The sequence below is a fragment of the Pseudomonas sp. MF09156 genome (assembly GCF_059862305.1).
Genome location: NZ_JCBCUR010000001.1, coordinates 608,261 through 634,427 on the forward strand (window position 1 = coordinate 608,261; position 26,167 = coordinate 634,427).

The 26,167-nt window shown below is 55.0% G+C and carries 22 protein-coding genes; 9 read left to right on the top strand and 13 right to left on the bottom strand.

Going from position 1 to position 26,167, the window contains the following annotated elements:
- Positions 1–99 precede the first annotated feature (99 nt).
- Positions 100–729 carry a VOC family protein gene (locus tag AC19YY_RS02845; protein ID WP_223461914.1) on the top strand — a complete coding sequence of 210 codons (630 nt, stop codon included), beginning with the start codon at positions 100–102 and terminating at the stop codon, positions 727–729.
- A 133-nt stretch (positions 730–862) separates the two neighbouring features.
- Here AC19YY_RS02845 and AC19YY_RS02850 read toward each other — a convergent pair whose 3' ends face one another.
- A complete protein-coding gene (locus tag AC19YY_RS02850) occupies positions 863–2,191 on the bottom strand; it encodes an alginate export family protein (protein ID WP_500603838.1) in 1,329 nt (442 codons plus the stop codon).
- Between the two features lie 189 nt (positions 2,192–2,380).
- On the opposite strand from AC19YY_RS02850, the gene AC19YY_RS02855 reads away from it, so the two are divergent.
- On the top strand, positions 2,381–3,889 hold the full coding sequence (locus AC19YY_RS02855; protein ID WP_500603839.1) for an aldehyde dehydrogenase family protein: 1,509 nt from the start codon (positions 2,381–2,383) through the stop codon (positions 3,887–3,889).
- Between the two features lie 207 nt (positions 3,890–4,096).
- Here AC19YY_RS02855 and AC19YY_RS02860 read toward each other — a convergent pair whose 3' ends face one another.
- Both AC19YY_RS02860 and AC19YY_RS02865 read right to left on the bottom strand, forming a co-directional pair.
- Positions 4,097–4,801: an MFS transporter gene (locus AC19YY_RS02860; RefSeq protein ID WP_500603840.1), complete on the bottom strand. Its 705-nt coding sequence runs from the start codon at positions 4,799–4,801 to the stop codon at positions 4,097–4,099.
- Positions 4,789–5,253 (bottom strand): hypothetical protein, encoded by a 465-nt coding sequence (locus tag AC19YY_RS02865; RefSeq protein ID WP_500603841.1) that lies wholly within the window; start codon positions 5,251–5,253, stop codon positions 4,789–4,791. Before AC19YY_RS02865 ends, AC19YY_RS02860 begins: the two co-directional genes overlap by 13 nt.
- 84 nt (positions 5,254–5,337) lie before the next feature.
- On the opposite strand from AC19YY_RS02865, the gene AC19YY_RS02870 reads away from it, so the two are divergent.
- The 3 genes from AC19YY_RS02870 to AC19YY_RS02880 all read left to right on the top strand — a co-directional run bounded on the left by AC19YY_RS02870 (position 5,338) and on the right by AC19YY_RS02880 (position 10,230).
- Positions 5,338–6,893, top strand: a protein-coding gene (locus AC19YY_RS02870) for an IS3 family transposase (RefSeq protein ID WP_087149576.1) whose coding sequence is annotated in 2 segments (ribosomal slippage) — positions 5,338–5,800 and positions 5,800–6,893 — 1,557 coding nt in all. Because the reading frame shifts where the segments join, the coding sequence is not laid out codon by codon here.
- 736 nt (positions 6,894–7,629) lie between these two features.
- The gene (locus tag AC19YY_RS02875; protein ID WP_500603842.1) at positions 7,630–8,955 is read left to right on the top strand and encodes an ammonium transporter; all 1,326 of its coding nucleotides are present in this window, start codon (positions 7,630–7,632) and stop codon (positions 8,953–8,955) included.
- Between the two features lie 157 nt (positions 8,956–9,112).
- Positions 9,113–10,230, top strand: a protein-coding gene (locus AC19YY_RS02880; protein WP_500603843.1) for an IS3 family transposase whose coding sequence is annotated in 2 segments (ribosomal slippage) — positions 9,113–9,368 and positions 9,368–10,230 — 1,119 coding nt in all. Because the reading frame shifts where the segments join, the coding sequence is not laid out codon by codon here.
- 172 nt (positions 10,231–10,402) lie between these two features.
- Here AC19YY_RS02880 and istB read toward each other — a convergent pair.
- The 10 genes from istB to AC19YY_RS02930 all read right to left on the bottom strand — a co-directional run bounded on the left by istB (position 10,403) and on the right by AC19YY_RS02930 (position 21,470).
- The gene (gene istB / locus AC19YY_RS02885) at positions 10,403–11,206 is read right to left on the bottom strand and encodes an IS21-like element ISPst3 family helper ATPase IstB (RefSeq protein WP_003117254.1); all 804 of its coding nucleotides are present in this window, start codon (positions 11,204–11,206) and stop codon (positions 10,403–10,405) included.
- On the bottom strand, positions 11,199–12,698 hold the full coding sequence (gene istA / locus AC19YY_RS02890) for an IS21 family transposase (RefSeq protein WP_126543471.1): 1,500 nt from the start codon (positions 12,696–12,698) through the stop codon (positions 11,199–11,201). Before istA ends, istB begins: the two co-directional genes overlap by 8 nt.
- A gap of 275 nt (positions 12,699–12,973) precedes the next feature.
- A complete protein-coding gene (locus AC19YY_RS02895) occupies positions 12,974–13,762 on the bottom strand; it encodes an IclR family transcriptional regulator (RefSeq protein WP_183701959.1) in 789 nt (262 codons plus the stop codon).
- Positions 13,763–13,829: 67 nt separating this feature from the next.
- Positions 13,830–14,432 carry a sarcosine oxidase subunit gamma gene (locus tag AC19YY_RS02900; RefSeq protein WP_500603844.1) on the bottom strand — a complete coding sequence of 201 codons (603 nt, stop codon included), beginning with the start codon at positions 14,430–14,432 and terminating at the stop codon, positions 13,830–13,832.
- Between the two features lie 2 nt (positions 14,433–14,434).
- On the bottom strand, positions 14,435–17,332 hold the full coding sequence (locus tag AC19YY_RS02905) for a 2Fe-2S iron-sulfur cluster-binding protein (protein ID WP_500603845.1): 2,898 nt from the start codon (positions 17,330–17,332) through the stop codon (positions 14,435–14,437).
- Entirely contained in the window at positions 17,329–17,631 is a 303-nt protein-coding gene (locus tag AC19YY_RS02910; protein ID WP_183701953.1) for a sarcosine oxidase subunit delta, read from the bottom strand. The genes AC19YY_RS02905 and AC19YY_RS02910 overlap by 4 nt, the downstream gene beginning before the upstream one ends.
- A 12-nt stretch (positions 17,632–17,643) precedes the next feature.
- Complete coding sequence (locus tag AC19YY_RS02915; protein WP_500603846.1) at positions 17,644–18,885, bottom strand: FAD-dependent oxidoreductase; 1,242 nt, start codon at positions 18,883–18,885, stop codon at positions 17,644–17,646.
- Positions 18,867–19,769 carry a bifunctional methylenetetrahydrofolate dehydrogenase/methenyltetrahydrofolate cyclohydrolase FolD gene (gene folD, locus AC19YY_RS02920; protein ID WP_442116716.1) on the bottom strand — a complete coding sequence of 301 codons (903 nt, stop codon included), beginning with the start codon at positions 19,767–19,769 and terminating at the stop codon, positions 18,867–18,869. Before folD ends, AC19YY_RS02915 begins: the two co-directional genes overlap by 19 nt.
- On the bottom strand, positions 19,766–20,632 hold the full coding sequence (gene purU / locus AC19YY_RS02925) for a formyltetrahydrofolate deformylase (RefSeq protein WP_183701942.1): 867 nt from the start codon (positions 20,630–20,632) through the stop codon (positions 19,766–19,768). The genes folD and purU overlap by 4 nt, the downstream gene beginning before the upstream one ends.
- Positions 20,633–20,864: 232 nt before the next feature.
- Entirely contained in the window at positions 20,865–21,470 is a 606-nt protein-coding gene (locus AC19YY_RS02930; protein ID WP_500603847.1) for a helix-turn-helix domain-containing protein, read from the bottom strand.
- Positions 21,471–21,808: 338 nt separating this feature from the next.
- Between AC19YY_RS02930 and glnT the strand changes: the two genes are divergently transcribed.
- From glnT to AC19YY_RS02950, 4 genes are all read left to right on the top strand, one after another.
- Positions 21,809–23,143: a type III glutamate--ammonia ligase gene (gene glnT / locus AC19YY_RS02935; RefSeq protein ID WP_500603848.1), complete on the top strand. Its 1,335-nt coding sequence runs from the start codon at positions 21,809–21,811 to the stop codon at positions 23,141–23,143.
- Positions 23,144–23,207: 64 nt separating this feature from the next.
- Positions 23,208–24,113 (top strand): class II glutamine amidotransferase, encoded by a 906-nt coding sequence (locus AC19YY_RS02940; protein ID WP_183701935.1) that lies wholly within the window; start codon positions 23,208–23,210, stop codon positions 24,111–24,113.
- Between the two features lie 11 nt (positions 24,114–24,124).
- Entirely contained in the window at positions 24,125–24,808 is a 684-nt protein-coding gene (locus tag AC19YY_RS02945; RefSeq protein ID WP_068578964.1) for a GltB/FmdC/FwdC-like GXGXG domain-containing protein, read from the top strand.
- A 20-nt stretch (positions 24,809–24,828) separates the two neighbouring features.
- Entirely contained in the window at positions 24,829–26,151 is a 1,323-nt protein-coding gene (locus AC19YY_RS02950) for an FMN-binding glutamate synthase family protein (protein ID WP_068578966.1), read from the top strand.
- Positions 26,152–26,167: the final 16 nt, after the last annotated feature.

Here is a 26,167-nt window from a genome sequence, read left to right on the forward strand (position 1 = left end):
GATCGCGAGGGCAACTCAGTATTTGGACGTATTGAGCAGGTTGTTCTCCCGATGCAACCCTGAATCCCGCATTGAAAATCATAAGAGTCGGAGGTCATCATGCTTTGTAAAAGCCTGCATCACGCTGCGTTCCGCTGCCAAGACGCGCGAGCAACCGTAAATTTTTACACCAATATTCTTGGTCTGAAATTTATCCATGCAATGGGTGAAGACCATGTGCCATCTACAGGTGCCTATAGCCCACACATCCATATTTTCTTTGAAATGGAAGATGGAAGTTGTATCGCGTTCTTCGAGCTACCGAAAGACAAAGGCGAGGTTTCCGGGCGTGATACGGAAACGCCTGGCTGGGTGCAGCACTTTGCTTTCCGCGTGCAGGATATGGACACGCTGCTAAATGCCAAAAAGGATATGGAGAGTAAAGGTATCAAGGTGTTGGGTCCTGTAAATCACGATGACTTCTTGACCTCTATCTATTTTTTCGATCCGTCGGGCCATCGTCTGGAATTGGGGGTACACACCGCTACTCCGGAAATGGACAAAGCCTTTCGCGCGGAGGCCATGCAAGTGCTCGACCTTTGGGATGAAACCCATGACTGGTCGCAACGTGAAAAAATATTTGGTTCGGCCGACGGCTATCACCGGCCCGCTCAGAAAACAGAGCAGGTTCCGTCCCATAAAGATGAGCCCTACAGTTACGCGTACGGTGTAGGTGAGAACAAAACCTGAAGGTAGATCGCCAGTGCACTACCAAACCGCATGGAAGCTAAAGCTCCATGCGGTTTTTTTTTGAGTAATAAGCTTTTTTTCTGCTTCTTCGGTTACATCTGGCCAGCCCATCCGGCTGGCCAGACTGAGCGTACTAGAAGTTAAAGGCTAGCGTTAGTTGACCATACAAACTGCTCGCATTGCCATCGAGTTGCAGACCTCCATCACTGGCAGATTTTCGGGGCTGGTAGAGCCCGACCAAAGGCGTGACTACAACATGCTCGGTGGCTACCCATTCCACGAAAGCATCAACTTCTCGGCCCGAAGTATCGAAATACTCAGTACTAACGTTGTCGAAGTGGTAATAGCGAAGTCCGGCTTTAACTCCAGGTGTCGGTATCACGTCTAAAGACAAATAGTGGACCTTGGTATTCGCGTTAAACGGGCCAGCATAGTTTGCCGCCACTTCACCTTGAAACCAGGTTCCATACCCTCGACTGAAGCCAAAGAGAAGAGGGTCGTAGTCTTTCGAGAACCGGCTGTAGCGGTAAGTTACGGTGGGAGTCCAGGTGGTTTCAGAGAAGGTCCAGCCGCTTTCGAGATACCAGGCGTTCTGCCTGCCACTGTCCTTGTCTTGCCACGCGTATTCACCGGCCACATGGAGGTCTGGATCCTGACCCGCATTGCCAATGTAGCGCACGCTGTAGGTTTTCATGCCGTCACGCTCGGCAAACGACGGTATAAAGTCAGTGAAACGTTGATCGATATCCAGCCCGTGTACGTAGGTAAGCCCGAATGTGCCGCTGTCAGAAACATGTTCGAGTGTACCCACTGCCATTTCCATCTTGGCTTGTGCGGGGTTGTCTGATTTGAGCCACGCGAGATCACTGCGCCAACCTGACTTGCCGCCCAACCGCAATATGGCCGTCTGATCAAATGCCTTTCGGGCTGCTAGGTAGTAAGCTCCCCCGCGGTCATAACTGCCATCCGTAACGCTTTTACCATAGTTGATACCGTCATTGCTGATGATGAAACCATCGCCGGCAACGAACTGTTGACGACCTACAGAGAAATCAACGCCATCTTGGCCTAAGAAGGGAAACAATCCTCCTGAACGCCATCCGGCATAAGCATCCTCGACCTTTGTTGTTCGTTCATCGCCGCTGGTGAACCCCCCCGCGTCACCATCCCCCCACGTCGCGGAGCTCAGCATGTTCAGCGCTCCGTAGGCAGTTCCGTCGCTTACGCCGAGATCCCCCTTAAATCCATACTTTATATAACCCTCCTGCCAGTTCGAGGAGCCTCCAGTCTTACTCCCTGTCTGGGCGTAATTTTCTCGACTGTGGAAGAGGCCAATCATGGACTCCAGAGTGGCATCCAGATGCCCTTCATCGCTGGTGTAAATGTTGTAAGCCTGAGCCTGGTTTACAATAGCGCCCAAGCCGACGCTTACCGCTATCGCCAAACTTTTGTAGTTCCGCATTTGCTGCCCCTCTAGTTATGTTTTTTTGTTCTTTTGCGACGAGTCAGTTAAGGGGCAGAACATATCGTTGGCTATCACTGCAGGAGGTGACAAAGTAGTGACTCGAGAACCTTGCAGTCACTTGATCGGGTGACGGGCTGCGGCGCTCATGCGGGCTAGCATGGGCGAAAATCAAAGTAGGGATCTATCATGGCAAGCACTACGAATGACTACGCAGGCTTGGGTTTTGCAACTCGAGCGTTTATCGATCAAAGCCACTCTCATTTTATCAATGGCATCTCATGTTCCTCGCAAGGACCTTCATTAGCCGTACTTGATCCGGCGAGCGGCAAACCTTTTAGTGAAATCGCGGCCGGAGCCGAAGAGGCTGTGAATGCTGCGGTTATGGCTGCGCATGTAGCGTTCAACGCCAAGACATGGAGAGAGATTGGACCGCAAGGGCGAGAGCGGACACTCCTTCGATTTGCAGAGCTTATCGAGGCGCATGCGGACACCCTTGCAGAGATCGAAACCTTGGACAACGGAATGCCGTATTGGCTTGCCCGGAACATGGTCATCCCAGGTGCCGTGAATGTTCTGCGGTACATGGCCGGATGGCCAACGAAAATAGCCGGGCAAACCGTCGACATCGGAGCACCAATGCCCAACGCGCAATTTTTTGGCTATACAGCGCGCGAGCCCGTTGGAGTGGTCGGTGCGATTGTTCCCTGGAACATGCCATTGATGATGGCCATCTGGAAGATCGCACCAGCGCTTGCCGCCGGTTGCACTTTAGTGCTCAAGCCCGCAGAAGATGCTTCGTTGACTGCGCTCTACTTGGCGCGGCTGGCCAGCGAGGCAGGCATCCCTCCAGGCGTAATCAATGTAGTAACTGGCCGTGGTGCAGAGGCAGGCGAAGCGTTGGTCCGCCACCCGCTTGTCAGCAAGATCACCTTCACCGGGTCCACACGTGTGGGTCAGCGTATCAACAGAATTGCTACTGACAGTTTGAAAAAAGTGACCCTTGAGTTGGGAGGGAAATCACCGACGCTAGTCTTTGACGATGCTGATTTGGACAAGGCAATTCTGGGCGCGGCCAATTCGATTTTTCTCAACTCTGGTCAAATCTGTGTTGCCGGTTCGAGGCTGTATGTTCAGCGTGGTGTTTACGATCAAGTCGTTGAGGCTGTCGCTCGGCATGCTGATTCGCTAGTCATTGGGGCGGGGATGGAGGCCGATACCAAACTGGGGCCACTGATCAATGCTCGGCAGCGCGATCAAGTGCTCAACAGTGTGGTCCAGGCCCGAAAGCAGGGCGCGGTCAGTTTAACTCAACGAAAAACACTAGAAATCGATGGGGGTTTTTACGTGCCACCGGTGGTGCTTGCTGTCGCGAATCAGGGAGGAGCATTAGTACAGGAAGAGATATTTGGTCCGGTGCTGGCCGTGCTGCCATTCACTGACGAAGAAGAGGCCGTGGCTTTGGCAAACGACAGTGCTTATGGGCTAGCGGCGACAGTCTGGAGTCGAGATATCGGTCGAGTCCATCGAGTAGTACCGAAAATTCGCTGTGGCAAGGTGTCGGTCAATACCGAGGGTTTCCCTTATCCGGCACTCCCCGAGGGAGGTTGCAAGCAGTCGGGCTTTGGTCGCGATCTTGGGCCTGCGGGTCTCGAGGGCTATCTGGAAACCAAAAGTGTTCTGATTCAAGTCGTTTAACACGTGACGATTTTTTGTGGGCGATCACTCTAGGGTGATCGTTTTTTTTATCGGAAATAATGTTTGGTTGTTAAATAGAGTTGCCATGTCAGGAACTTGCGAACAGCTTTCTGGATGAGGGGGGGGCGGCAGACATCTTTTGCACCCAACAAAAAGGCCGTCCCTGACGATACGCGCAGGCCGGCCTTTTTTATACCAAACCTCAGGTCAGTGCGTGGCTAACTCTGCATTCTGCGGAGTAAGCTGCTTTTCACGTTGCCGTAGGACAATCAGCAACAACGGATAGCAGATGACTGCCCCCACTGCTACCAGCCAAGCCATCGATTCAAGACCAAATTCATGTACGGCGTGCCCGCCCAGGAACGCGCCGGTCGAACCGGTCAAAACATAGACTGCACCCATAGCCGCGGGCAGCCCTCCCTTTGGATCGAGATCGGCAGCCAGGCCGAATAAGTAAGGGAATAGCGTGTAAAGGCACGCAATGAACAAGAATACGGAAATTATAAATGCAACTGAATTGACCCAGTAGACCAGGACGAAGGTGGTGGCGCTCAGGATCACAAGACCGCCAGCAAGAATGAGGTGCCGATTGACCGAACGGCCTAGTCGAGTTGCGAGTGCACCGCCAATCAACCCTCCTAACCCGGAGCATCCGGCAATCAGTCCAACTTGGTGAATGCTCAATGCGGTACGGCTTCCGATGTCGACTAGGAAGAACCAAGGAATCGCGACCGTGGTGCCCCACACCAGCATGACGAGAAGTACAAGCGCGCCCGACGCTTTGTTTTCAAACTTCACATTGGCAACTGCAACGTCGATCTTCGTGGGAAGTCCGAAAATGATCGGTAGCAGAAGCAGCGAGGCTAAAGAAAACGCGAGGAAAACACTACGCGGTCCTACTAGGTTTTCCAAAAAGGGAGCAACTGCGAGAAATGCACCCAAAAAAGAATGTTACCGATATTTTGCACACCGTAGGCTTTGTCGGGGTCTCGACTTGAGGCAATGGCAGCAGTGGCGCACGCCATTAGAACGCCTTCAAAAATACCCGCAACTGCTCTTAAGGCGATCAGGGCTGTTCCATCGTACTGCATCGAAAGTCCATTGCTGATCATGACCACTATTGCGCTGAAGACTGAGACGCTTCTTAAAGGAAGTTTGCTGACCTTCAACGACATGATGAGCGACGCGATGCAAACCAGAAACAGTTCGATAGCGATCAGGGAGCCCGATTGCGATTCATCAAGCGACACACCGCGCATGAAACCATCCATGGTCAGAGGCTGTGCCCACCAAGGCAGCATTGCAATGTTAAATGCGCCGATGCTGCCAAGCATCGACGTCGTGAGAATCCGGTTGTTGCTCATGGCCTATTTCCCCCGGTGTCAGGATAGTTGTCGCCTCTCCGATTTTTCCTAAAAAAGCATATCGGGGGCGGAAAGAGACTGGTCGTGCCGTACTATTCACCTGAACGCAGAGCCGCATTACTTAAAATGCTGCTTCCCCCGCTGAACCTGTCGATGGCCGAGGTTTCCCGGCGCGAAGGGGTCAGCGAAATGTCTTTGTCCAACTGGCGCAAGCAGCTCAGTTCTGAAGGAAATGCAGTGTCCGAAAACAAGCCGTTGACCGAGAACTGGTCAGCCGAAACCAAGTTTGCTGTCGTGCTTGAAGCCGCCGGTTTGTCCGAGATCGACCTCGGCGAGTATTGCCGCCGCAAAGGTCTTTACCCCGAACAAATCACGGCTTGGCGACAAGCTTTTATCACCGGCCAGAAATCGACAAAGGCTCAGCAAAAAGAAGATCGCGAGCAATCTCGCAAGGACAAGAAACGCATCCAGGAACTTGAGCGCGAACTGCGCCGCAAAGACAAGGCGCTCGCTGAAACAGCCGCGTTGTTGGTGCTGCGAAAAAAGCTCAACGACTACTGGGGGACGAACGACAACGAGGACAACTAACATCTTTGCCAGAGCGCCAGTTAATCGTTGCCTGGCTGGGTAGCGCGGTGGCGGCAGGAGCCAGAAAAATCAGGGCGTGCCAGGAAATCGGTCTATCGCTGCGGACTTTGCAACGTTGGACTGAAACAGAGGTTATCCAGGCCGATGCCCGAACGATTGTCACACGGCCAACACCGCGAAATGCACTGAGCGAAGTCGAGCGTCAGACCATTGTGACGCTGTGTAACAGCCCGGAGTACGCCCACTTGCCGCCGAGCCAGATCGTGCCGCGGCTGGCCGATCAAGGGCGTTATGTGGCGTCGGAGGCGACGTTTTATCGCGTTCTACGTGCGGCAGGCCAACAACAACATCGAGGCCGCAGCCAGCGGCCCAGAAGGCACGCAGCACCGACAACGCATGCGGCCAAAGCGCCCAATCAGGTGTGGTCGTGGGACATCACGTATCTGCCCTCGCCGATACGCGGAAAGTATTACTACCTCTATCTGATCGAGGATATTTACAGCCGCAAGGCCGTGGGCTGGGAGGTCTACGACGCGGAAAGCGGTGAAAAAGCCGCCGCGCTGCTGCAACGCAGCGTGATCGGTGAGCAGTGTTTACACGAACCGCTGGTGCTGCACTCGGACAACGGAGCGCCGATGAAATCGGTGACGCTGCTGAGCAAGATGTACGACCTGGGCATCACGCCTTCGCGGGGCCGACCGCGTGTGAGCAACGACAATCCCTACTCGGAGTCGCTGTTTAGAACGCTGAAATACTGCCCGCAATGGCCGCTGGATGGTTTTGCCAGTCTGGATGCTGCTCGGGCTTGGGTGAGGAATTTTATGCGGTGGTACAACAACGAGCACCGACATAGCCGCATCCGGTTCGTCACACCGGCTGAGCGGCATCGAGGGCTGGACCATCAGGTCTTGGCCCGGCGACATGAGTTGTACGAACGAGCCAAGGAAAACAAACCGGAGCGGTGGTCAGGCCGGACGCGTAACTGGGAACCGATCGGCACCGTGTTGTTGAACCCGGATCGAGAGCAACAGAACGAGAAAATGGCGGCATAGTTAGACGGTTGACGCGACAACTACCTTGAAAAATGCCGATTTCTCCACATCACGACTGATGAGTTAATTGCCTACTCAAAATCAGGGGCAATCGTTTTTTATTAGCAGGCGAAAAAAGAACTCGATTTCAGTGTCGGTGGCCTTGAGTGCAATAACGGCTCATTTGTCACGCTTGGAAGAACCGGAGACGGGCAATTGATTCGGCATTTATCAGTCAAAGCCATAGGCCTCTCGAGATTTCAGGGCCACCGCATATTCTTGTGTTCCTCTCTTAAGAGGAGTCCTGAGGCTATCTCAAGCAACCTTGAGCACGATGTCATGACATAAGGTGACAGCTTGTAGATCGAACATCTTATGACGGGCGCCAAGCGGGTAGACGTAGCATAACTAAGGAGCGTGTGGTGATTGATTCTGACAAGACTTTCTCAGACGTAACATCCGCCTCGTGTCATGGCATGCCCGAAATGGTGATGTTGGGCCTAGAAAGTGCACCATCCCGTTTCACCTTGTCAGACGAGCCAGAATGAGCTTGCGCAGGCGAACATTGCGTTGTCGCCGTTCTGTAGCAAATTCAGCCGCTACCGATACCTCCTTGGAGGTAGAGGCGGCATAGATGGCAGACTGATTGCTTTCCTAATAAGAAAAAATATTTCCTTTCGGGAAATATCATTGGTCTCGATGTGTCGAGTTGTCAGGCATCGTCGGGTCGAAAGTAATCAATAAAAGGAGTCCACCTATGCTCGATATTCCTGCATTCCGACGATCTCAAGCACTGACCTTGATCTTGTTGGCTTCATCCTCCGGCGCAGTGGGAGCGGCGGAGGATGCGCCGATGCTTAATAGCGGTGATACGGCTTTCGTTGTGACATGTTCATTGGTGGTGTTGCTCATGACCTTGCCAGGCCTAGCGCTTTTTTATGGCGGTTTGGCGCGCAGTAAGAATGTTCTCTCCGTGTTGATGCAGGTCTTTTCTGTCGCGTCATTAATGTCCGTGCTGTTCGCAATCTATGGCTATAGCCTGACGTTTACTTCCGGTGGGGAATGGCAGGCCTGGATCGGTGGATTCGACAAGCTGTTTCTGAGGGGCGTTGGCCCGCAATCCCTGCAGGGCACTATCCCTGAACTGCTTTACTTTCTTTTTATGATGCTATTTGCCGCAATCACGCCGGCGATTATCGTCGGAGGAAGCGCAGAGCGAATGAAATTTTCAGCGGTATTAGTCTTCATGGCCATCTGGCTCACCATCAATTACATCCCCATGGCTCATATGGCATGGGGGGGAGGATGGGTTTTCGATCTTGGCGTTCAGGATTTCGCAGGTGGCAATGTGGTCCACGTCAACGTAGGGATTGCCTCCCTCGTGGGGGCCTACCTGCTCGGCCGACGCCGTGGTTTTGGAACTTCCGCTTTAGCACCGCACAACATGACTATGACCATGACGGGCGGCTCAATGCTATGGGTTGGCTGGTTGGGTTTCTGCGGAGGTTGCGCGCTGATGGCGAACGGTTTTGCGGTGTTGGTCATCGTCAATACCATGCTCGCCAGCGCCGCTGGAGCGCTAGGCTGGCTGTTTGCCGAGTGGCGGCATCGCGGCAAGCCGAGCATGCTAGGCGGAGTTTCCGGGGCCATCGCAGGGTTAGTGGCCGTCACACCAGCATGCGGTTTTGTCGGCCCGATGGGTGCCATTATGCTGGGCTTTATCGTCGCTCCGATTTGCCTGTGGGCCGTGGAGAAATTAAAGCCTCGCCTAGGACTGGATGATGCATTCGATGTTTTCGGCGTACACGGGGTCGGTGGAATCATTGGGGGGGTATTAACGCCTGTATTTGCCCTAACCTCATTGGGCGGGCTAGGGTTCACAGGGGGGCGCAATTTGGTCGATCAGATGCTGGTCAATGGTGGCGTCCTGTTATTCAGCATCGCCTTTTCCGCTATTACCAGCTGGATCGCGTATAAGCTCGCCAGTCTTGTCTGTAGCGGCCTTAGAGTCGACGAAGAGCAAGAGATTGATGGCCTGGATTTGTCGTCCCATGGAGAAGTGGGTTACAAGCTTTCGAACTGAAACAACGTTGAAAGGGGGGGCTGGCAATTAGGCGCGGTTTTTGTCCCGATGTCGTAGCTGAACAAAACGCCCTCTGCAATCGCAGAGGGCGTTTGTAGTGGTCTAATGAAACCGGACACCCTTTTAGGCGAGAATGCTCGCCAGATCGAGGTGTCAGATGACCAAACAACGCCGTACCTTTTCCGCTGAATTCAAACGCGAGGCTGCCGACCTCGTGCTCAAGCAAAACTACAGCTTCATCGAAGCCAGTCGTTCACTGAGTGTTGGTGAGTCGGCGCTGCGCCGCTGGGTCGACCAGCTTCAGCAAGAGCGCACCGGCGTCACGCCCCAGAGCAAGGCCCTGACACCAGAGCAGCAAAAAATCCAGGAGTTGGAAGCTCGGATTGCTCGCCTCGAGCGCGAGAAATCAATATTAAAAAAGGCTACCGCGCTCTTGATGTCGGAAGATCTCGAGCGTACGCGCTGATCAATCAGCTAAGCGTCCATGAGCCTGTTGACTGCTTGTGCGAGGCGTTTGAGGTCGCTCGTTCGGGGTACTACGCGCATCGTCTAAGGCGGCGAACACCAGATGTTGAGCGGCTCAGGCTGCGTAGCCGAGTGAGCGAGTTGTTCACCCAGGGCCGAAGTGCTCCCGGCAGTCGAAGCATCACGTTGATGATGCAAGAAGAAGGTGAGCAAATTGGACGGTTTAAGGTACGCAGGCTGATGCGTGAGCTGGAGTTGGTCAGCAAGCAGCCAGGATCACACGCCTATAAAAAGGCGACAGTCGAGCGGCCGGATATCCCAAATATATTGAACCGAGAATTTGATGTCGAAGCGCCCAACCAGGTCTGGTGCGGCGACATCACCTACATCTGGGCACAGGGGAAATGGCACTACCTTGCGGTTGTCATGGATCTTTACGCTCGCCGAGTGGTGGGCTGGGCGTTATCAGAAAAGCCGGATGCAGACTTGGTGATCAAGGCGTTGGATGTGGCTTACGAGCAGCGTGGCAAGCCGCAAGGCCTGCTATTTCACTCAGACCAGGGATCCCAATATGGCAGCCGCAACTTTCGCCAGCGGCTGTGGCGTTATCGCATGCGTCAGAGTATGAGCCGCCGAGGAAACTGCTGGGATAATGCGCCGATGGAGCGGGTTTTTCGCAGCTTGAAAACAGAGTGGATACCAACCACTGGCTACATGACCGGCCACCAGGCTCAGAGAGATATTAGCCAGTACCTGATGCATCACTACAACTGGATCCGACCTCATCTGTTGGTGCTGATGGAAAATTGACCCACCCTGCCGATTGAAATTTGACCCAGGGCGGATTGCTGATTTCTATATCAGCAACTGTGGATAAGTCTATCAGCGCAGCTGCTTTAAAATCCCTTCCTTTCGATCGCCCCAAGTGGCGACTGAAGACCTGCCACATGTCGTCATGCAGCAGGCCATCCTTTCCCTAAAATCAAAACGGTTCGTCGTCCACCGGCTTCTGATCGTCCTTGCGTTTTCGCTCCCGTGATTTGATCTTTGCCTGAGCCGCCAAGCTGCTGTGTTGCAGGCGGTAGGACTCGTTGCCCGTTTCGACGATGTGGCAGTGGTGCGTAAGCCGATCCAGCAGGGCGGTGGTCATCTTGGCGTCGCCGAGCACGCGCGACCATTCTGCGAAGCTCAGGTTGGTCGTGATCACGACGCTGGTGTGCTCGTACAGCTTGGACAGCAGGTGAAAAAGCAGAGCACCGCCAGCCTGACTGAATGGCAAGTAACCCAGCTCATCGAGGATGACCAAGTCCATGCGCAGCAGTGCTTGGGCGATGCGCCCGGCTTTACCGTCATGCTTCTCGCGCTCCAGCAGATTGACCAGGTCAACCGTGGAGTAGAAGCGCACGCGCTTGCCGTGCAGAGTGATGCCGGACACGGCTAGCGCGGTGGCCAGGTGGGTCTTGCCGGTGCCCGGCCCGCCGATGAGTACCACGTTCTGTGCCGTGTCGGTGAAGGCCAGGCTGGCCAGTTCCCTGATCAGCCGTGCGTCGGCGCTGGAGGCGCTGAAGTCGAAGCCAGCCAGGTCACGGTGCATGGGCAGCTTGGCCATGTTCATTTGATGGCTCACCGAGCGCATGGCGCGATCCGCATGCTCCTGTTGCAGCAGGTGTTCGAGCAACCATTTCGAGGAGGCTAGGGCCGACTCACCCTGCGCCGTCAAGTCCGCCCAAGCATTGGCCATGCCGTGCAGGCGCAGCTCTTTGAGTTCTGCCATGAGATCACGCATGACGGATCTCCTCGACGCTGCCGCGTAAACGGTCGTAGCGCGCCGTGTTCGCGACAGGCGCTTCCTTGAGCTGCAAGTGAGTCTCGACGGAGGGCGGTGGCTCGGTCGCTGTCAGCCGCGCCACGACATTCAAGACGTGTTCGGCGCTCAGGGTGCCGGCTTCGAGTACCAGTTCAACGGCCACCAATACGGCATCGAGTCCGGCGACGGGTACGGCAGCCAGGACTTGCGCCATGATCCGGTCACCGCCGGCATGACGTGTCAGGCCGTGTTTGAGTTGCCGCAGTGGTGTTGGTAGATCCGCAAAAGGAGCGCCATTGCGCAGTGCGCCCGGCTTGCGCTCGATCAGCGGGATGTAGTGCTGCCAGTCATAGTTGACCTGGTCGCGATCCAGCAAGCGCGCGTGGCTGGCAATCAATACGTCATCAGCTACCACCTCGATCCGCGTCGGATACAGGCGGCAACTGAGCCACTTGCCGGCGTACTCACAGGGTACCGAGTAGCGGTTTCGTCCCATGCTGACCAGGCAGGTGCTGGAAACCCGCGCCGCACGCTCGACGTAACCGTCGAAGGGCGCGGGCATGGGCATCATTTCGGCCCGCTCCAACTCCAACACCTCAGCCACGCTCAGCCCGCTGTATTGCGGGTGCGGAAGCTCGCTCCAGAGTGCGCGGCAGCGCTGCCCGAGCCAGGCATTGAGTTCCTCGAAGGAGTGGAATTGACGGTCTTGGGCGTCCAGCCAGATACGCCTGCGACTGTCCTGCACGTTCTTTTCGACGATGCCCTTTTCCCAACCTGAGGCAACGTTGCAGAAATCCGGATCGAACAGGTAGTGCGCGCACATCACCGCGAAGCGCGCATTCACCGTGCGGCCTTTGCCCTTGTTGACCTTGTCGACGGCCGTCTTCATGTTGTCGTAAATGCCTCGGCGTGGCACGCCGCCTAAGGCGCTGAACGAGCGCGTATGCGCGTCGAACAGCATCTCGTGACCTTGGCTCGGATAAGCCACCAGCCAGAAGGCACGGCTCGCGCACAGCTTCAGGTGCGACACCTGCATGCGCCGGTAAATGCCGCCGATCAGCAAGCCTTCCTCGCTCCAGTCAAACTGAAACGCCTCGCCAAGGGCAAAGGTCAACGGCACAAAGGCGTGCGCTGCCTTGCCCTGATCCCCGCGCCAGGCACGGACAAACGCGGTGAGCTGGCTGTAGCCACCGTCATAACCCTCGGCTTTGATTTGTGCCAGCAGCGCCTTGGCACTGCGCCGTTGTTGCTTGGGACGCAGCGAGTCGGCTTTAAGCGCCTGCTCCAGCGTGCCGTGAAACGGACTCAGCTTGTTGAAAATGGCCCGGCGCAGGTACACCGGCTGCTTGGCTTCCGGCGCTCTGACCCACTTGCGAATGGTGTTGCGCGCCAATCCGGTGCGCTTGGCTATCTCATGCAACGACAGCTTGTCGCGGAAATACATCCGCCGAATTTTGCCCATCATTTCCATACTGATCACCCTGTGTTCTCCTGCTCATAAATTGAGCAGGAGCAGTTGAGCACCTGGGTCAGTTTTCGATCGGCAGAACAGCCTCTACTGGGTCAGTTTTCGGTCAGCGGCAACAACCTCATCAATTTAACGATGGATTGGCCCCAGCGAAAACGGAAGAAAAACTCAAAACCGTGTCCGGGATGAGTTGACCACTACAGTTTTGTATTTGGGGCCAGCGTGACGTTTGTTGTTCGTCATCGGGTGGTCTTCGTCATGACAGTACCCATCGGCTTTCATTTTTGAGGTGCGCCCAAGGCAGTTGATATTGCTTGGGTAGCGCTTAACAATTTCTCCAACAGGTGCTCTTGAGTGCCCGGTGTATCCATGACTGCATCCGGACCTGAGAGGTTCGCTGCCGCGATGATGTGACCGGTGTGGTCCTTGATCCCCGCCGCCAACGAGGTTGAGTAGTCAGATCGATGGACCACCCAGCCACGATGACGATCCCCTGCGAGCATGATTTGGAGCTCCGTCAGCGTGCGTGCTGAGGGCGCAGGGTAGTCGTCCAGGCGGACGTTCTGGTACAGCGAGTCCACCTCGGCTTCGTTCAGGCCCGAGAGGAGCACTCGCCCCATCGCTGTGCAATGGCAAGCGATGCGAGTTCCAATGGGGATGTTCACTGAAAGTCGCTGCACGGCGAATGCCCGGTAAATGTAAAGACTCTCCGTCTGCTCCCTGATGCTCAGATGGCTGGAAAGCGAAGTGTGATCGCGTAACCGATTCAGGTAGGGCATGGCTACATCGACTAGGTCGCGGCTGGCCAGATAGCTGAAGCCTGCGCTGATAACACTGGCACCCAACTCGTAGTAGGCCCCCGATTTATTCAAGTAGCCCATCTCGGTCAAGGTGAACAGGATTCTGTAGCACGACGAGGGGGTAATGCCCAGTTGCCTGGCAATGTCATTAATTGAAAGGGAGCGCACATTGGCGTCGAACATGCTCAGGATACTCAAGCCGCGCTGAAGGGCCGGTACCATGTAATCTGCGGTTTCTTTATCCATTGATTCCAGCAAGATGCCCATATCGATGTCTCCGAAATGACATCGGCACCCGAAGGTGCCGAACGTGCAGAGCGTAAAGTTAATCGTGTTAGTGCATTATCGTACTGAATGAAAGGGCTTTTCCGCCGTACTCTGCCATTGCGTCAAGCACCGCGTCGGCAAAATATTCTTTCGAGGCACGGTCACAGAGGATTTGGAAACAGGGAACGCTATCCAGCCCGACATTGATGATGATCACATTGATACGTGCAGCTGAAGTCTGTACCACATCACCCATTGTGAATGCCTGAGTTCTCAGGTCGACGCCGCACAGCTTGGCCATAATCTCGGCGATGTGAGCGCCGCTAAGCTGCAGCCACGCATGACTGTCATGACGAGGCAGCAGATAGTTGGCTTGATGATCCAACTCCCACCGCGCTTCCTCATCGGCGATGCGTTGTCCACGGTCCTGCAAACTTCCCAGGATTAAATATTCCGTCGCGGAAAGTCTGGCCACGTAGCTGCCATCTGTTTGGACCACCGCTTGATTTGGCCGCTCCGGTAGTTCAAAGCCACGATTTTGAAGATATTCTCTACTTTGCATACCGCGAAAACCTACCCGCGCAAGGTCAGAAAAATCGACCAAACCGCAGTGCTGCAAAACCGCCAGAGGGCTTTTCTCCATAAGATCTTCCGCTCGTAAGTTGTTCATCGCTATAGCTCCTGACGTTTATTATCGGGGTCAAAGAACGGCAACTTCACTACCGTGGCGTGTACCACCAAGCCGCCCTCCACGCGTATGGGAATCTGTTGCCCTGGCGCGCTTTGTGAGGCGTCCGCATAGGCCAGGCCGATGATGGTTCCCAGCGTTTGCGAGTATTCGCAGGACGTCACGCTACCGCTGATGTCAGGCCCATTGAGCACCAGATGACCCTCAAGCGGCTGTGGGCTGTTTTTAGGCAAATTAAAGCCGACTAATTTGCGTTTCATTGGCTGAGCTTCGAGGATGTCCACTGAACGACGGCCGACGAAAAAAGGTTTGGTGCGACTGACTGCCCAGCCCATGTCAATCTCTGCTGGATGAGTCATGCCGTCTGTGTCCTGACTGATGATTACATGACCTTTTTCAAGGCGCAGCAGACGTTGTGTTTCGACCCCGAATGGCCGGATATCGTATTCAACACCGGCCTGCATCAGAGCATCCCAGAGCGCCAAGGCGTGCCGTGAGGGGACGTGGATTTCGTAACCCAGTTCACCCACAAAACCGACACGTAGCAGGCGCGCCTTGATTCCCGCCACCGTTCCTGTACGGACGCCTAGGTAAGGGAAACCCTCTGCCGACATATCAAGATCGGTACAGAGTTTTTCCACCACTTTGCGCGAATCGGGTCCCGCGACATTAACAGCACTGATCGCAGCGGTGACATTGGCGATGTCGACATCCAATCGCCACTGCGCATTCCACTTGAGCATTTGCTGATAAATGCGATCGACACCGCTGGTGGTCGCCGTCACGTAGAAGTGGTTTTCAGCAAACCGGGCGCATACGCCATCGTCAATCACGACGCCATGTTCGTTGGTCATCAATGCATAACGCGACCGTCCAATCGGTTGCTTGAGAAACGCAAAGGTGTACATGCGATTCAGCAGTTCCGCCGCATCCGGCCCACGAATGTCCAGGCCTCCTAATGTCGATACGTCAATGATTCCGACCTTGTTTCGTACATGCAGCGCTTCGGCCTGCATGACTTTATCCCGCTCGGTTGTTTTGCCGTAGTACGCCGGCCGTTGCCAGATCCCGGCGGGCATCATCTTGGCGCCTGCATCCAAGTGGCGGCGATGCATCGGGGTCTGACGGTACGGATCAAAAGCACGACCTGCAACGTGAGCGAGTTTCTCGGCGACAAAGGGCGGCCGTGCGGTGGTCACGCCGGTTTCGCTGATGTTCCGGTTCGTCGACGCCGCTACCAGACGAGCCGTTGGCAGCGCGGAGTGACGGCCTTGAGACGGCCCCATACCGACCGTGGAGTATCGCTTCACCAGTTGTATATCGCGGTAGCCGATCTTCGTGGCGTTAACGATGTCCCGCACTTGCAGGTCTTCATCAAAATCAACGAAGTCTTTGCCTTTTGGATGAGGGAAGATTGGCCAGGCGAAATTGACTTTTGCTTCAGGGCGAAAGACTGATCGGTCTTCGCTCGTCGCGAGCCCTAGCGAAGTTACGATATCGGCAGCACAATTGGCGCCGTCCGCGAGTACATTGTCCAGTGCGTGGCGACCGTTCACCGAGCCGCAGAAACTCAGATTTTTTGGCTGCCCGCTGAGGGTGAATTCAGCCAATTGATCGTCATAGCTTAACTTGCCTCCTGCCTGACAGAGCAGTTGGTACACAGGCATATAGCCTGCCGACATGCACAGCAGGTCGCAGTCTATTTGCTCGCTGGCGGTTGCGACTTGCCCCTGACCAGTTATTTTGCGCAGTTCGACACCGCTGATGTGACGCATGCCTTTTTCATGCAGCGCCTCGTAGACCGTCGTGGCGACCTTCAGCGCGATTGAGCGCCGGGTCAAGGCATTCAGCAAGTCCCGGTTGTCTGGCCCGTTACGCATATCAACGACGGCAGCGACGCTAACCCCTTGGTCATGAAGGTCGAGCGCCGCGAGATAGCCATCGTCATTGCCCGTTAGAACCACAGCGCGTTTGCCGGGTTTGACCGCGTAGAGCTTCATCAGTCGCAGGGCGGCACTGCTGAGCATAATTCCTGGTAAATCGTTGTTGCGAAAGATCACCGGCTGATCGAACGAACCGCTGGCGATCAGGCATTGAGTTGCACGTACCTTGAACATCCGCTTGCCTTGGATAACAGGCAGGTAGTTGTCGGTGAACCATGCGTTGCAAGTGGCTTCTTTGAGGATCCGGATATTGGCATGGCTTTCGACTGCGCTGACGAGCGCTTGACGCAGGGTGCTGGCACGTACGCCTTCGATGTCGAAACGGGCATAGGTGAGAGAACCGCCTAATAGCGGTTGCTGCTCTATCAAAAGAACCTTGGCGCCCGCGTTTGCGGCGGTCAGTGCGGCTTGCAGACCGGCCGGCCCGGCACCGATCACTGCCAGATCTGTGAACAGATAAGCCTTGTCGTAATACTCGGGCCGGAACTCAAGATCCAGCACGCCCAGCCCCGCCTTCTTGCGAATGATCGGCTCCCACACTTTCCACATGCCCTTGGGCTTGTAGAAGGAGCGATAGTAAAAGCCCACCGGCATGAACTTTGAGAATTTGCCCAGATAGGCGTCCTTGTCATTGTTCAAAGAGCCGTTGAAGTTTTGTCCCGTGACGGTGAGGCCTTCCTCTAATGCATAGGCATCTGCCAACACATTAGGCTCATGGGGGAGTTGAACCAGGCTATTCGCATCCTGGCCAGCCATAGTCAGCACTCCGCGTGGGCGGTGGTACTTGAACGAGCGGGAAATCAGGAAGCGACCGTTAGCGATAAGCGCACTGGCGATACTGTCGCCCTGGAAGCCTTGATAGGCCACGCCGTCGAAGTTGAAATTGAGCGGTTTCTCGCGATCGATCAGCAGGCCCATGGGAGCAGGTAAGCGGCTCATCCTATTAACTCCTTGGTGGGTGTGGCAAATTCGATGCGAGCGGTGAACAGTTCCTTTGGATCAAAGGTGCGCAGGATCTCGTCGCTGCCGGTGTGACGTTCGGCGAGGAACCAGTAACTCGATGGTGTGTGCATCCACCATTCGCGAACCACACCCAGGGCGTCATCGCTGTTGAAAACGTAGTCGGCCCACTCGGCGTCGGTACAGGTCGCCGGGTTTGGCATGTTTTTGAACTCGCCGCCGTAGGTGAATTCGCTGATATTTCGCGGCCCGTTGAGCGGGCATATCATCACTTTCATGTTCCGCTCTCCTTAATGGCTGGCTGCCGTGGCGCCCATCTCGTTAACTTGCTGGAAGGTCGAAAAGCGCTCCAGACCAAAAGGTTTGATCAAGTCGGGGACCTGGCCGCCACTGGCTACGAGTTCGGCCATGGTTTTGCCGCAGATCGGAGTGGCCTTGAAGCCCCAGGTTCCCCAGCCAGCATCCAGGTAGTAGTTCTTTACGGGTGACAGTCCCATGATTGGACTGTAATCCGGAGTCATGTCGGTGATCCCGGCCCACTGGCGCATCAGTTTGGCGTTGGCCAGAAATGGGAACATCTCGATGGCATGAGCCAGCAGGCTTTCTTTGAGGTTTAGAGTGGAGCGGGTGTTGAAGAGAGGGTAGGGGTCGGAGCCGCCACCAAACACCACTTCGCCTCGGCTAGTCTGCTGCACATAACAGTGCAAGGCCGATGAGCTCACCAGCGGATCCAGGAAGGGTTTGAACGGTTGTGTCACCATCGCTTGCAGCGGGAAGGTTTGAATGGGCGAGCGTATGCCGGCTTTTTTCATGAGCTGTGAACTCATGCCCGCGACAGCCTGCACTACGCACCCGCATTTGATCGTTCCGCGGTTGGTTTTGACGGCCGTGATGGTGCCGTTTTCAATGACCAGATCTTGTACTTCAGTGAGCTGATGGATTTCCACGCCACGTTTTGCAGCTTGTTTGGCGTAGCCCCAGGCCACGGCATCATGGCGTGCGGTGGCGCCATCCAAGTGCCATAGACCTGCCAATACAGGAATGTGGCCTGGGTCCAGATTAAGCGAGGGTACGAGTTCGCGAATCTGTTGGCGGTCGATGAGTTCGGAGCGGCCACCGTGATGTTTGTTCACTTCCGCCCGTTGGCGAAATGAGCGCACGGTAGCATCGGTATGTGCCAAGGTGAGCTGGCCACGTTGTGAGTACATGATGTTGAAGTCGAATTCATTCGACAGCCCTTCAAACATCCGCACTGACTCCGCGTAAAACTTTACGCCATCACTGGTGAGGTAGTTGGAGCGAATCACTGCCGTATTTCGGGCGGTATTGCCACCGCCCAGATAGGACTTTTCCAACACCGCAATATTTGTAATGCCGTGGTATTTGGATAAGTAGTAAGCCGTCGCTAGCCCATGGCCCCCACCGCCAATAATGACCACATCGTAGGAGGACTTGAGCTCTTTAGGGGCGGGAAGATCAACTTCGACCGGATATTCCGAGCTCAGCCCATATTTCAGGAGATTGAAAGGCATGCTGCCTCCGAAGGCTGTTGAGCCTTGAATTGCTGCCGGGCAGCAATCACGGTGTTTTTCATGAGGAAAGCGATGGTCATGGGGCCTACGCCGCCAGGAACTGGCGTTACAGCCGACACCAAGGACAGAACATCATCGGTGTCTACGTCGCCGACAAGTCGACTGCGATCACCGTCCTGAATACGATTGATTCCAACATCGATCACGACGGCGCCGGGTTTTAGCCAACTGGCGTCGATCATCCGCGGACGACCTACCGCCGCGATCACAATATCGGCCTGGCGTGCGATGTCTTGGGGATTGCGACTGCGCGAGTGCAACACTGTCACCGTGCAATCGGCTTGCAACAGCAAGGCGGCCATGGGTTTGCCTACGATGTTGGAGCGACCCACTACGACCGCGTGTTTGCCGCGCAAATCACCCAACGTTTCATGCAGTAGGTACATGCAGCCGGTGGGAGTGCATGGCGTCAAGACATCACGTCCTTGACTCAGGCCACCCACGTTTTCGCTGTGAAAACCATCGACATCTTTGCGTGGGTCGATGGCCTGGAGTGCTCGTGTCTCTTCGATGTGTTTGGGCAGAGGCAATTGGAGCAGAATTCCGTGTACAGCAGGGTCGGAGTTAAGGGCATGAATCAAATTCAAGACCTTGGCTTCACTGGTGTCGGCAGACAATTTGTGTTCGATCGACAAAATTCCGGACTCTTCGGCGCGAAGCACTTTATTGCGCACGTAGACTTGGCTTGCCGGGTCTTCACCTACAAGAATTACAGCCAGGCAGGGGTTGATACCGTCGATGACCAAGTCTGCGACTTCTTTTTTTACCTGTGCCAGTACGCGGCCGGCGGCCGCTTTGCCATCAATCAATTTATGCGCATTCATCGGAAGATCACCGTGCGGTCGTTATTGAGAAAAACGCGGTGTTGCAGGTGATACTTCACGGCCTTGGACAGTGCTACGGTCTCCGTATCCCGGCCAATGGCAACAAGATCATCAGGTAAATAGGCATGATCGACTCGTTGTACTTCTTGCTCAATAATCGGGCCTTCGTCCAGATCGCTGGTCACATAATGAGCCGTCGCCCCGATGAGTTTTACACCGCGTTCATAAGCCTGATGGTATGGCTTGGCCCCTTTGAAACCAGGCAAAAACGAGTGGTGAATGTTGATTGCCCGACCCGATAATTGTTTGCACAAATCGTTGGACAGAATTTGCATATAGCGGGCGAGAACCACCAGGTCTGTCTGGGTTTCGTCGACGATTTTCATCAGCTCCGCTTCTTGTTTGGCCTTGGTATCCTTGGTAACCGGCAAGTAAATGAAACGAATGCCTTCACGTTCGGCCATTGGACGAAGATCGAGGTGGTTGGAAACCACTGCGGTAATATTCATGTCCATTTCGCCCTTACTGTGGCGATAAAGCAGGTCGCTCAAGCAATGATCGAATTTGCTGACCATTAACAACACCCGCATCGGTTTGCTCTTATCGAACAGGTCCCAAGACATGTTGAATTTGCTCGCAACGTCGGTGAATCCTGCCCTGATCTGTTCTAGGTCTGCGCCTGGATGGTCCACGTTGAAGCGGAAAACCGCGCGCATAAAGAAGGTGTTATTGATCTCGTCGTCGAACTGCGACATTTCACCTATGTAGCAGTGACTGTCTGCGAGATAAGACGTCACGGCAGCCACAATCCCTGAAGTCGCCGGGCAACTGACCTTCAGAATGTAGGTATTTGTATCGTTCATGGTGGATCCTCGGGAGGTGACGGGCAGGTCATCACCGGGAAATTTATGGGTGGAAAAGTTTTTTACGGGCAAATAAAAATTCTCACAGGGAATAATATATTCCTGTGGTGCTTTTATAGGTGAACGATGGGAGGGGTGTCTAGCGTTTTGTGAAAATTAATTTCCTGCCAGGAAAGAGGTTTCGTCTCAGACGAGCCTCTTGGCAAGGTGGGGACGTAGGTGGACGGGAGTTTTACTCACCCGTCGCTGTGTAGTTCACGATGGACAATAGTCGGATCGGCACCTGCACCAGTAACTCAGGGCCGTGTGGGATCTCGCCGTCGAAGGTCAAGCTGTCACCGGCTTCCATTCTATAGACCTGATTACCGTGGCGGTAATGCAGCTCTCCCTCCAGCAAATGCAGAAACTCAGTGCCGGAATGGGCAAAGGTTGGAAACTCCTCACTTGCGTCATCCATTGTGACCATATAGGCCTCAAAGCTCTTGTTCGGTCCACGAGTGTGGTTGAGCAAATGATAAGTGTGGCCTTTCTCGGTTCCGCGACGCACCACCTCAAGACCTTCATCGCGTTTTACCAGCAATGCATTGCTGCCCTGTTGGTCATACTGACTGAAGAGTTTGGACATTGGCATGCCCAAGACATCGCAGAGCCGACTGAGCGTATCCAGGCTCGTTGAGACCTGAGCATTCTCTATCTTGCTCACCATCCCTTGGCTAATTCCAGCAATACGGGCGACATCTGACAGTTTCAGATCTTGAGCTTGGCGTTGACGCTTTATCTGCAGTCCCAAGTATTGCTCAAGCTTGAGCCGAGGTTGGAGTTCGACTGCTTCGTTCATGCTTGCACCCTTTGCTCGCGTTGGTCATTTGATCGCACTAAAAGTGCGCATCAATACAAAATTGGAGTCGCTGCATCCGTCAATTTATTCGTGCAGGGAAATAAATTTTCCCATATGTCGTAGTCAGATGTCCTCTTTTTATACCTCCTTTGGGGTAGGTGGCAAGAGTTGGCAGTCGGTTTGCATTCCCATTGGGAAAGAAAATTTCCTTGTGGGAATTTTAGCGATGCAGTACAACGCTCCGACATCAGGCTCATCACACATGTGCCGATCGGCAGCAACTGCCCTCGCTGCATAGACCACAGCCACTGATGTTGCCTTCACCAGGAGTCAGATCCATGTTGCCACTTGAAACCCAACGTTTGATTGAAGAGCACGGCATTAAGTATGTGCTGGCTCAGTTCGTGGACATTCATGGTGCCGCCAAGACTAAGTCGGTGCCTATTTGTGGATTGGAAACTGTAGCTGAAGCCGGTGCAGGGTTTGCCGGTTTTGCTATCAGCGGGATGGGTATGCAGCCCAATGGTCCGGACTTCATGGCTAAGGCCGACCTCTCGACCCTGACTCCGGTACCTTGGCAGCCAGGTTACGGCCGAGTGGTTTGTATCGGTCACGTGGATGGCAAACCTCACCCCTTTGATAGTCGTTATGTTCTGCAGCAACAGGTGAGTCGTTTGCAAGAAAAGGGCTGGACGTTAAACACAGGACTGGAGCCTGAGTTCAATCTGATGCGCCGTGATGAAAGCGGAAAGCTTCAATTGATCGATCCCAGCGATAACCTGGACAAACCCTGCTACGACTACAAAGGGCTGTCACGTTCACGAGCTTTCCTGGAGCGCCTGACTGAAGCCTTGCAGCCCGTTGGCTTCGAGATATATCAGATCGATCACGAAGACGCCAACGGCCAATTCGAGATCAACTATACGTACAGCGACGCCATGGAGTCGGCAGACCGCTTCACGTTCTTCCGCATGGCTGCCGGAGAGATTGCGAACGATATGGGGATGATCTGCTCGTTCATGCCCAAGCCAGATCCCAAACGTGCCGGTAACGGGATGCACTTCCATCTCTCGATCAGCAGTGCCGAAAGCAAAAACCTGTTCTTCGATGCCAGTGACAAGAACGGCATGGGTTTATCCAAACTCGCTTACCACTTTGCCGCAGGGCTGTTGGCCCATGGGCCAGCGTTGTGTGCCTTTGCCGCGCCGACGGTTAATTCCTACAAACGTCTGGTCGTCGGTAATTCTCTTTCAGGTGCTACATGGGCGCCCGCTTTTATCGCATTTGGTGCCAACAACCGATCGGCCATGGTTCGCGTTCCCTACGGTCGGTTGGAGTTCCGTCTGCCAGACGCCGGTTGCAATCCCTACCTGGTCAGCGCCGCAATCATCGCGGCTGGTCTTGACGGCATCGACCGTCAACTTGAGCCAGATCAAATCTGCAATGAAAACCTGTACAGCCTAAGTCTTGAAGAAATCGCCGGCCGAGGCATCAAGACATTGCCTCAGTCGCTTAAAGAAGCATGCGATGCACTTGAAGCCGATCCTTTGTTTGCAGAAGTGATGGGCAAAGACATCGTTGGCGAGTTTATCAAGCTCAAGCGCATGGAGTGGGTGGAGTACAGCCGCCATGTCTCTGACTGGGAAATCCAGCGATACACAGAATTCTTCTAATCAACTTCGTTTAGAGCGTCCAGGCATCGGGCCGGGCGCTCACTGCCTCCCAGGGAGACTCGATATGTGTGGAATTGTAGGTCTTTATCTAAAGAACCCGAAGCTGGAATCCCAACTCGGAAAGCTGTTTGAACCCATGTTGCAAGCCATGACGGATCGTGGTCCAGACAGTGCCGGCTTCGCAATCTATGGTGATGAAGTTGCCGACGGCTGGGTCAAGCTTACCCTGCAGGCGACAACTGAAGGGTTCGACTGGAAAACCCTTATGGGCGAACTGGAAGGGCGTTTGGGTTGTTCACTTGACTGGTTCCAGAACGCCAGTGCGGCGGTACTGAAAATTCAAATTGAAGAGGCATCCGTTCGATTAGCCCTGGCTGATCTGGCGCCGAGTGTTCGCATTATGAGTGCCGGCCAGAGTATCGAAATTCTCAAGGGCATGGGTCTGCCGCAGGAAATTTCCCAGCGTTTCGGCTTAGCCGGCATGAAGGGTAGCCACATCATTGGTCACACCCGCATGGCCACCGAAAGTGCGGTGACCATGGAAGGCAGTCACCCATTTTCCACCGGTGCCGACCTGTGCCTGGTGCACAACGGTTCACTGTCGAATCACTTCCGCCTGCGACAGGAACTCAAGCGCGCCGGCATCCATTTTGAGACTGACAACGACACCGAAGTGGCGGCCGGTTACTTGACCTGGCGCCTGCAACAGGGCGATTCGCTGAAAGAAGCGTTGGACCACTCGCTGGAGGATCTGGACGGGTTTTTCACCTTCGCCATCGGCACCCGGAACGGTTTTGCGGTAATCCGCGACCCTATCGCCTGCAAGCCCGCGATTCTCGCGGAGACCGACGACTATGTCGCAATGGCTTCCGAATATCAGGCGCTGTCGAGCCTGCCCGGAATCGAAAACGCCAGGGTCTGGGAGCCGGCACCGGCGACTATGTACATCTGGGAACGCGAGTCAGCTTAAGGAACGCACAAATGAAAACTATCGATCTATCCACCACTACCGTGCGTGACTTCAATCAAGCGCTGCACGATCAAGTCGGCAATGTACAAGAGCACGAATGGGTCGTGACCCATTCCGACGGCAAGCACAACCTTGCTGTCGGCGTGAACGAAACCGTGTCCATCGATATTCAGGGCCATGCCGGCTATTACTGCGCCGGCATGAACCAGAAGGCGAGCATCACCGTCCATGGCAACGTCGGCGTTGGTTGCGCCGAGAACATGATGTCCGGCTACGTCCGGGTCAAAGGCAGTGCTTCGCAGGCGGCCGGTGCCACGGCTCATGGCGGTTTGCTGGTAATTGAAGGTGACGCGGGCGCACGGTGCGGAATTTCCATGAAGGGCATCGACATTGTGGTTGGCGGTAGCATCGGCCACATGAGTTGCTTCATGGGGCAGGCCGGTCGTCTGGTGGTATGCGGTGACGCCGGCGACGCTTTGGGCGATTCCCTGTATGAAACCCACATCTACGTCAAAGGTACCGTCGAGTCCCTCGGTTCGGATTGCATCGAAAAAGAGATGCGCGCCGAACACCTCCAAGAGTTGCAAGAACTGCTCAACAAAGCCGGATTCGAGCACAAGGCTACTGACTTCAAGCGCTACGGCTCCGCTCGTCAGTTGTACAACTTCAAAGTCGATAACGCATCCGCGTACTGATCCGCGCGAGGAGAATAGATATGAGTGACAAGACCCCTCCGGTGCTGCGCGAGTCGGCCACCTTCGACCGCCTGACCATTCAGGAAATCCAGCGTGCCGCCGAGACCGGCATCTACGACATTCGCGGTGGCGGTACCAAACGCAAACTGCCGCATTTCGATGACTTGCTGTTGCTCGGCGCAAGTGTTTCGCGTTACCCGCTCGAAGGTTATAGGGAGAAGTGCGGCACTGATGTAATCCTCGGCAACCGTTTCGCCAAGAAGCCGATTCACCTGAAAATTCCGGTGACCATTGCCGGCATGAGTTTTGGGGCGTTGTCAGCCAATGCCAAGGAGGCCCTGGGCCGCGGTGCGACCATCGCCGGCACCAGCACGACCACTGGTGATGGCGGCATGACCCCGGAAGAACGCGGACAGTCTCAGCATTTGGTCTATCAGTATCTGCCATCGCGTTACGGCATGAACCCGGACGACCTGCGTAAGGCTGACGCCATTGAAATCGTCTTGGGGCAGGGCGCCAAACCGGGTGGCGGCGGTATGTTGTTGGGTATGAAAGTCACCGAGCGGGTCGCGGGCATGCGGACTTTGCCGATCGGAGTCGACCAGCGCAGCGCTTGTCGTCATCCGGATTGGACCGGTCCGGATGACTTGGCGATCAAGATTGCAGAGATCCGTGAAATCACCGATTGGGAAAAACCGATTTACGTGAAAATCGGCGCTAGCCGTCCCTACTACGACGTCAAACTGGCGGTGAAGGCCGGCGCCGACGTGATCGTTCTGGATGGTATGCAAGGTGGCACCGCAGCGACTCAAGAAGTGTTCATCGAACACGTGGGGATTCCGATCCTGCCGGCCATCCCGCAGGCGGTTCAGGCTCTGCAGGAGATGGGTATGCACCGTAAGGTGCAACTGATTGTATCCGGTGGAATTCGCAACGGTGCTGATGTGGCCAAGGCCATGGCGCTGGGCGCGGACGCTGTGGCTATTGGCACGGCGGCCCTTATCGCTCTGGGTGACAACCACCCACGACTGGACGAGGAGCTGAAGAAGATCGGCTCGGCGGCTGGTTTCTACGATGACTGGCAGAATGGGCGCGATCCGGCAGGGATCACCACCCAAGACCCAGAGCTCTCCAAGCGTCTGGATCCGGTGGAAGGCGGCCGACGTCTGGCTAACTACCTTCGGGTGCTGGTGCTGGAAGCCCAGACCATGGCACGCGCCTGCGGCAAGTCACATTTGCACAATCTTGACCCTGAAGACTTGGTCGCACTAACAGTTGAATCTGCGGCCATGGCCCGGGTGCCTCTGGCAGGCACTAACTGGATTCCAGGCAAACAATACTGAGTAATCGAATCACGCT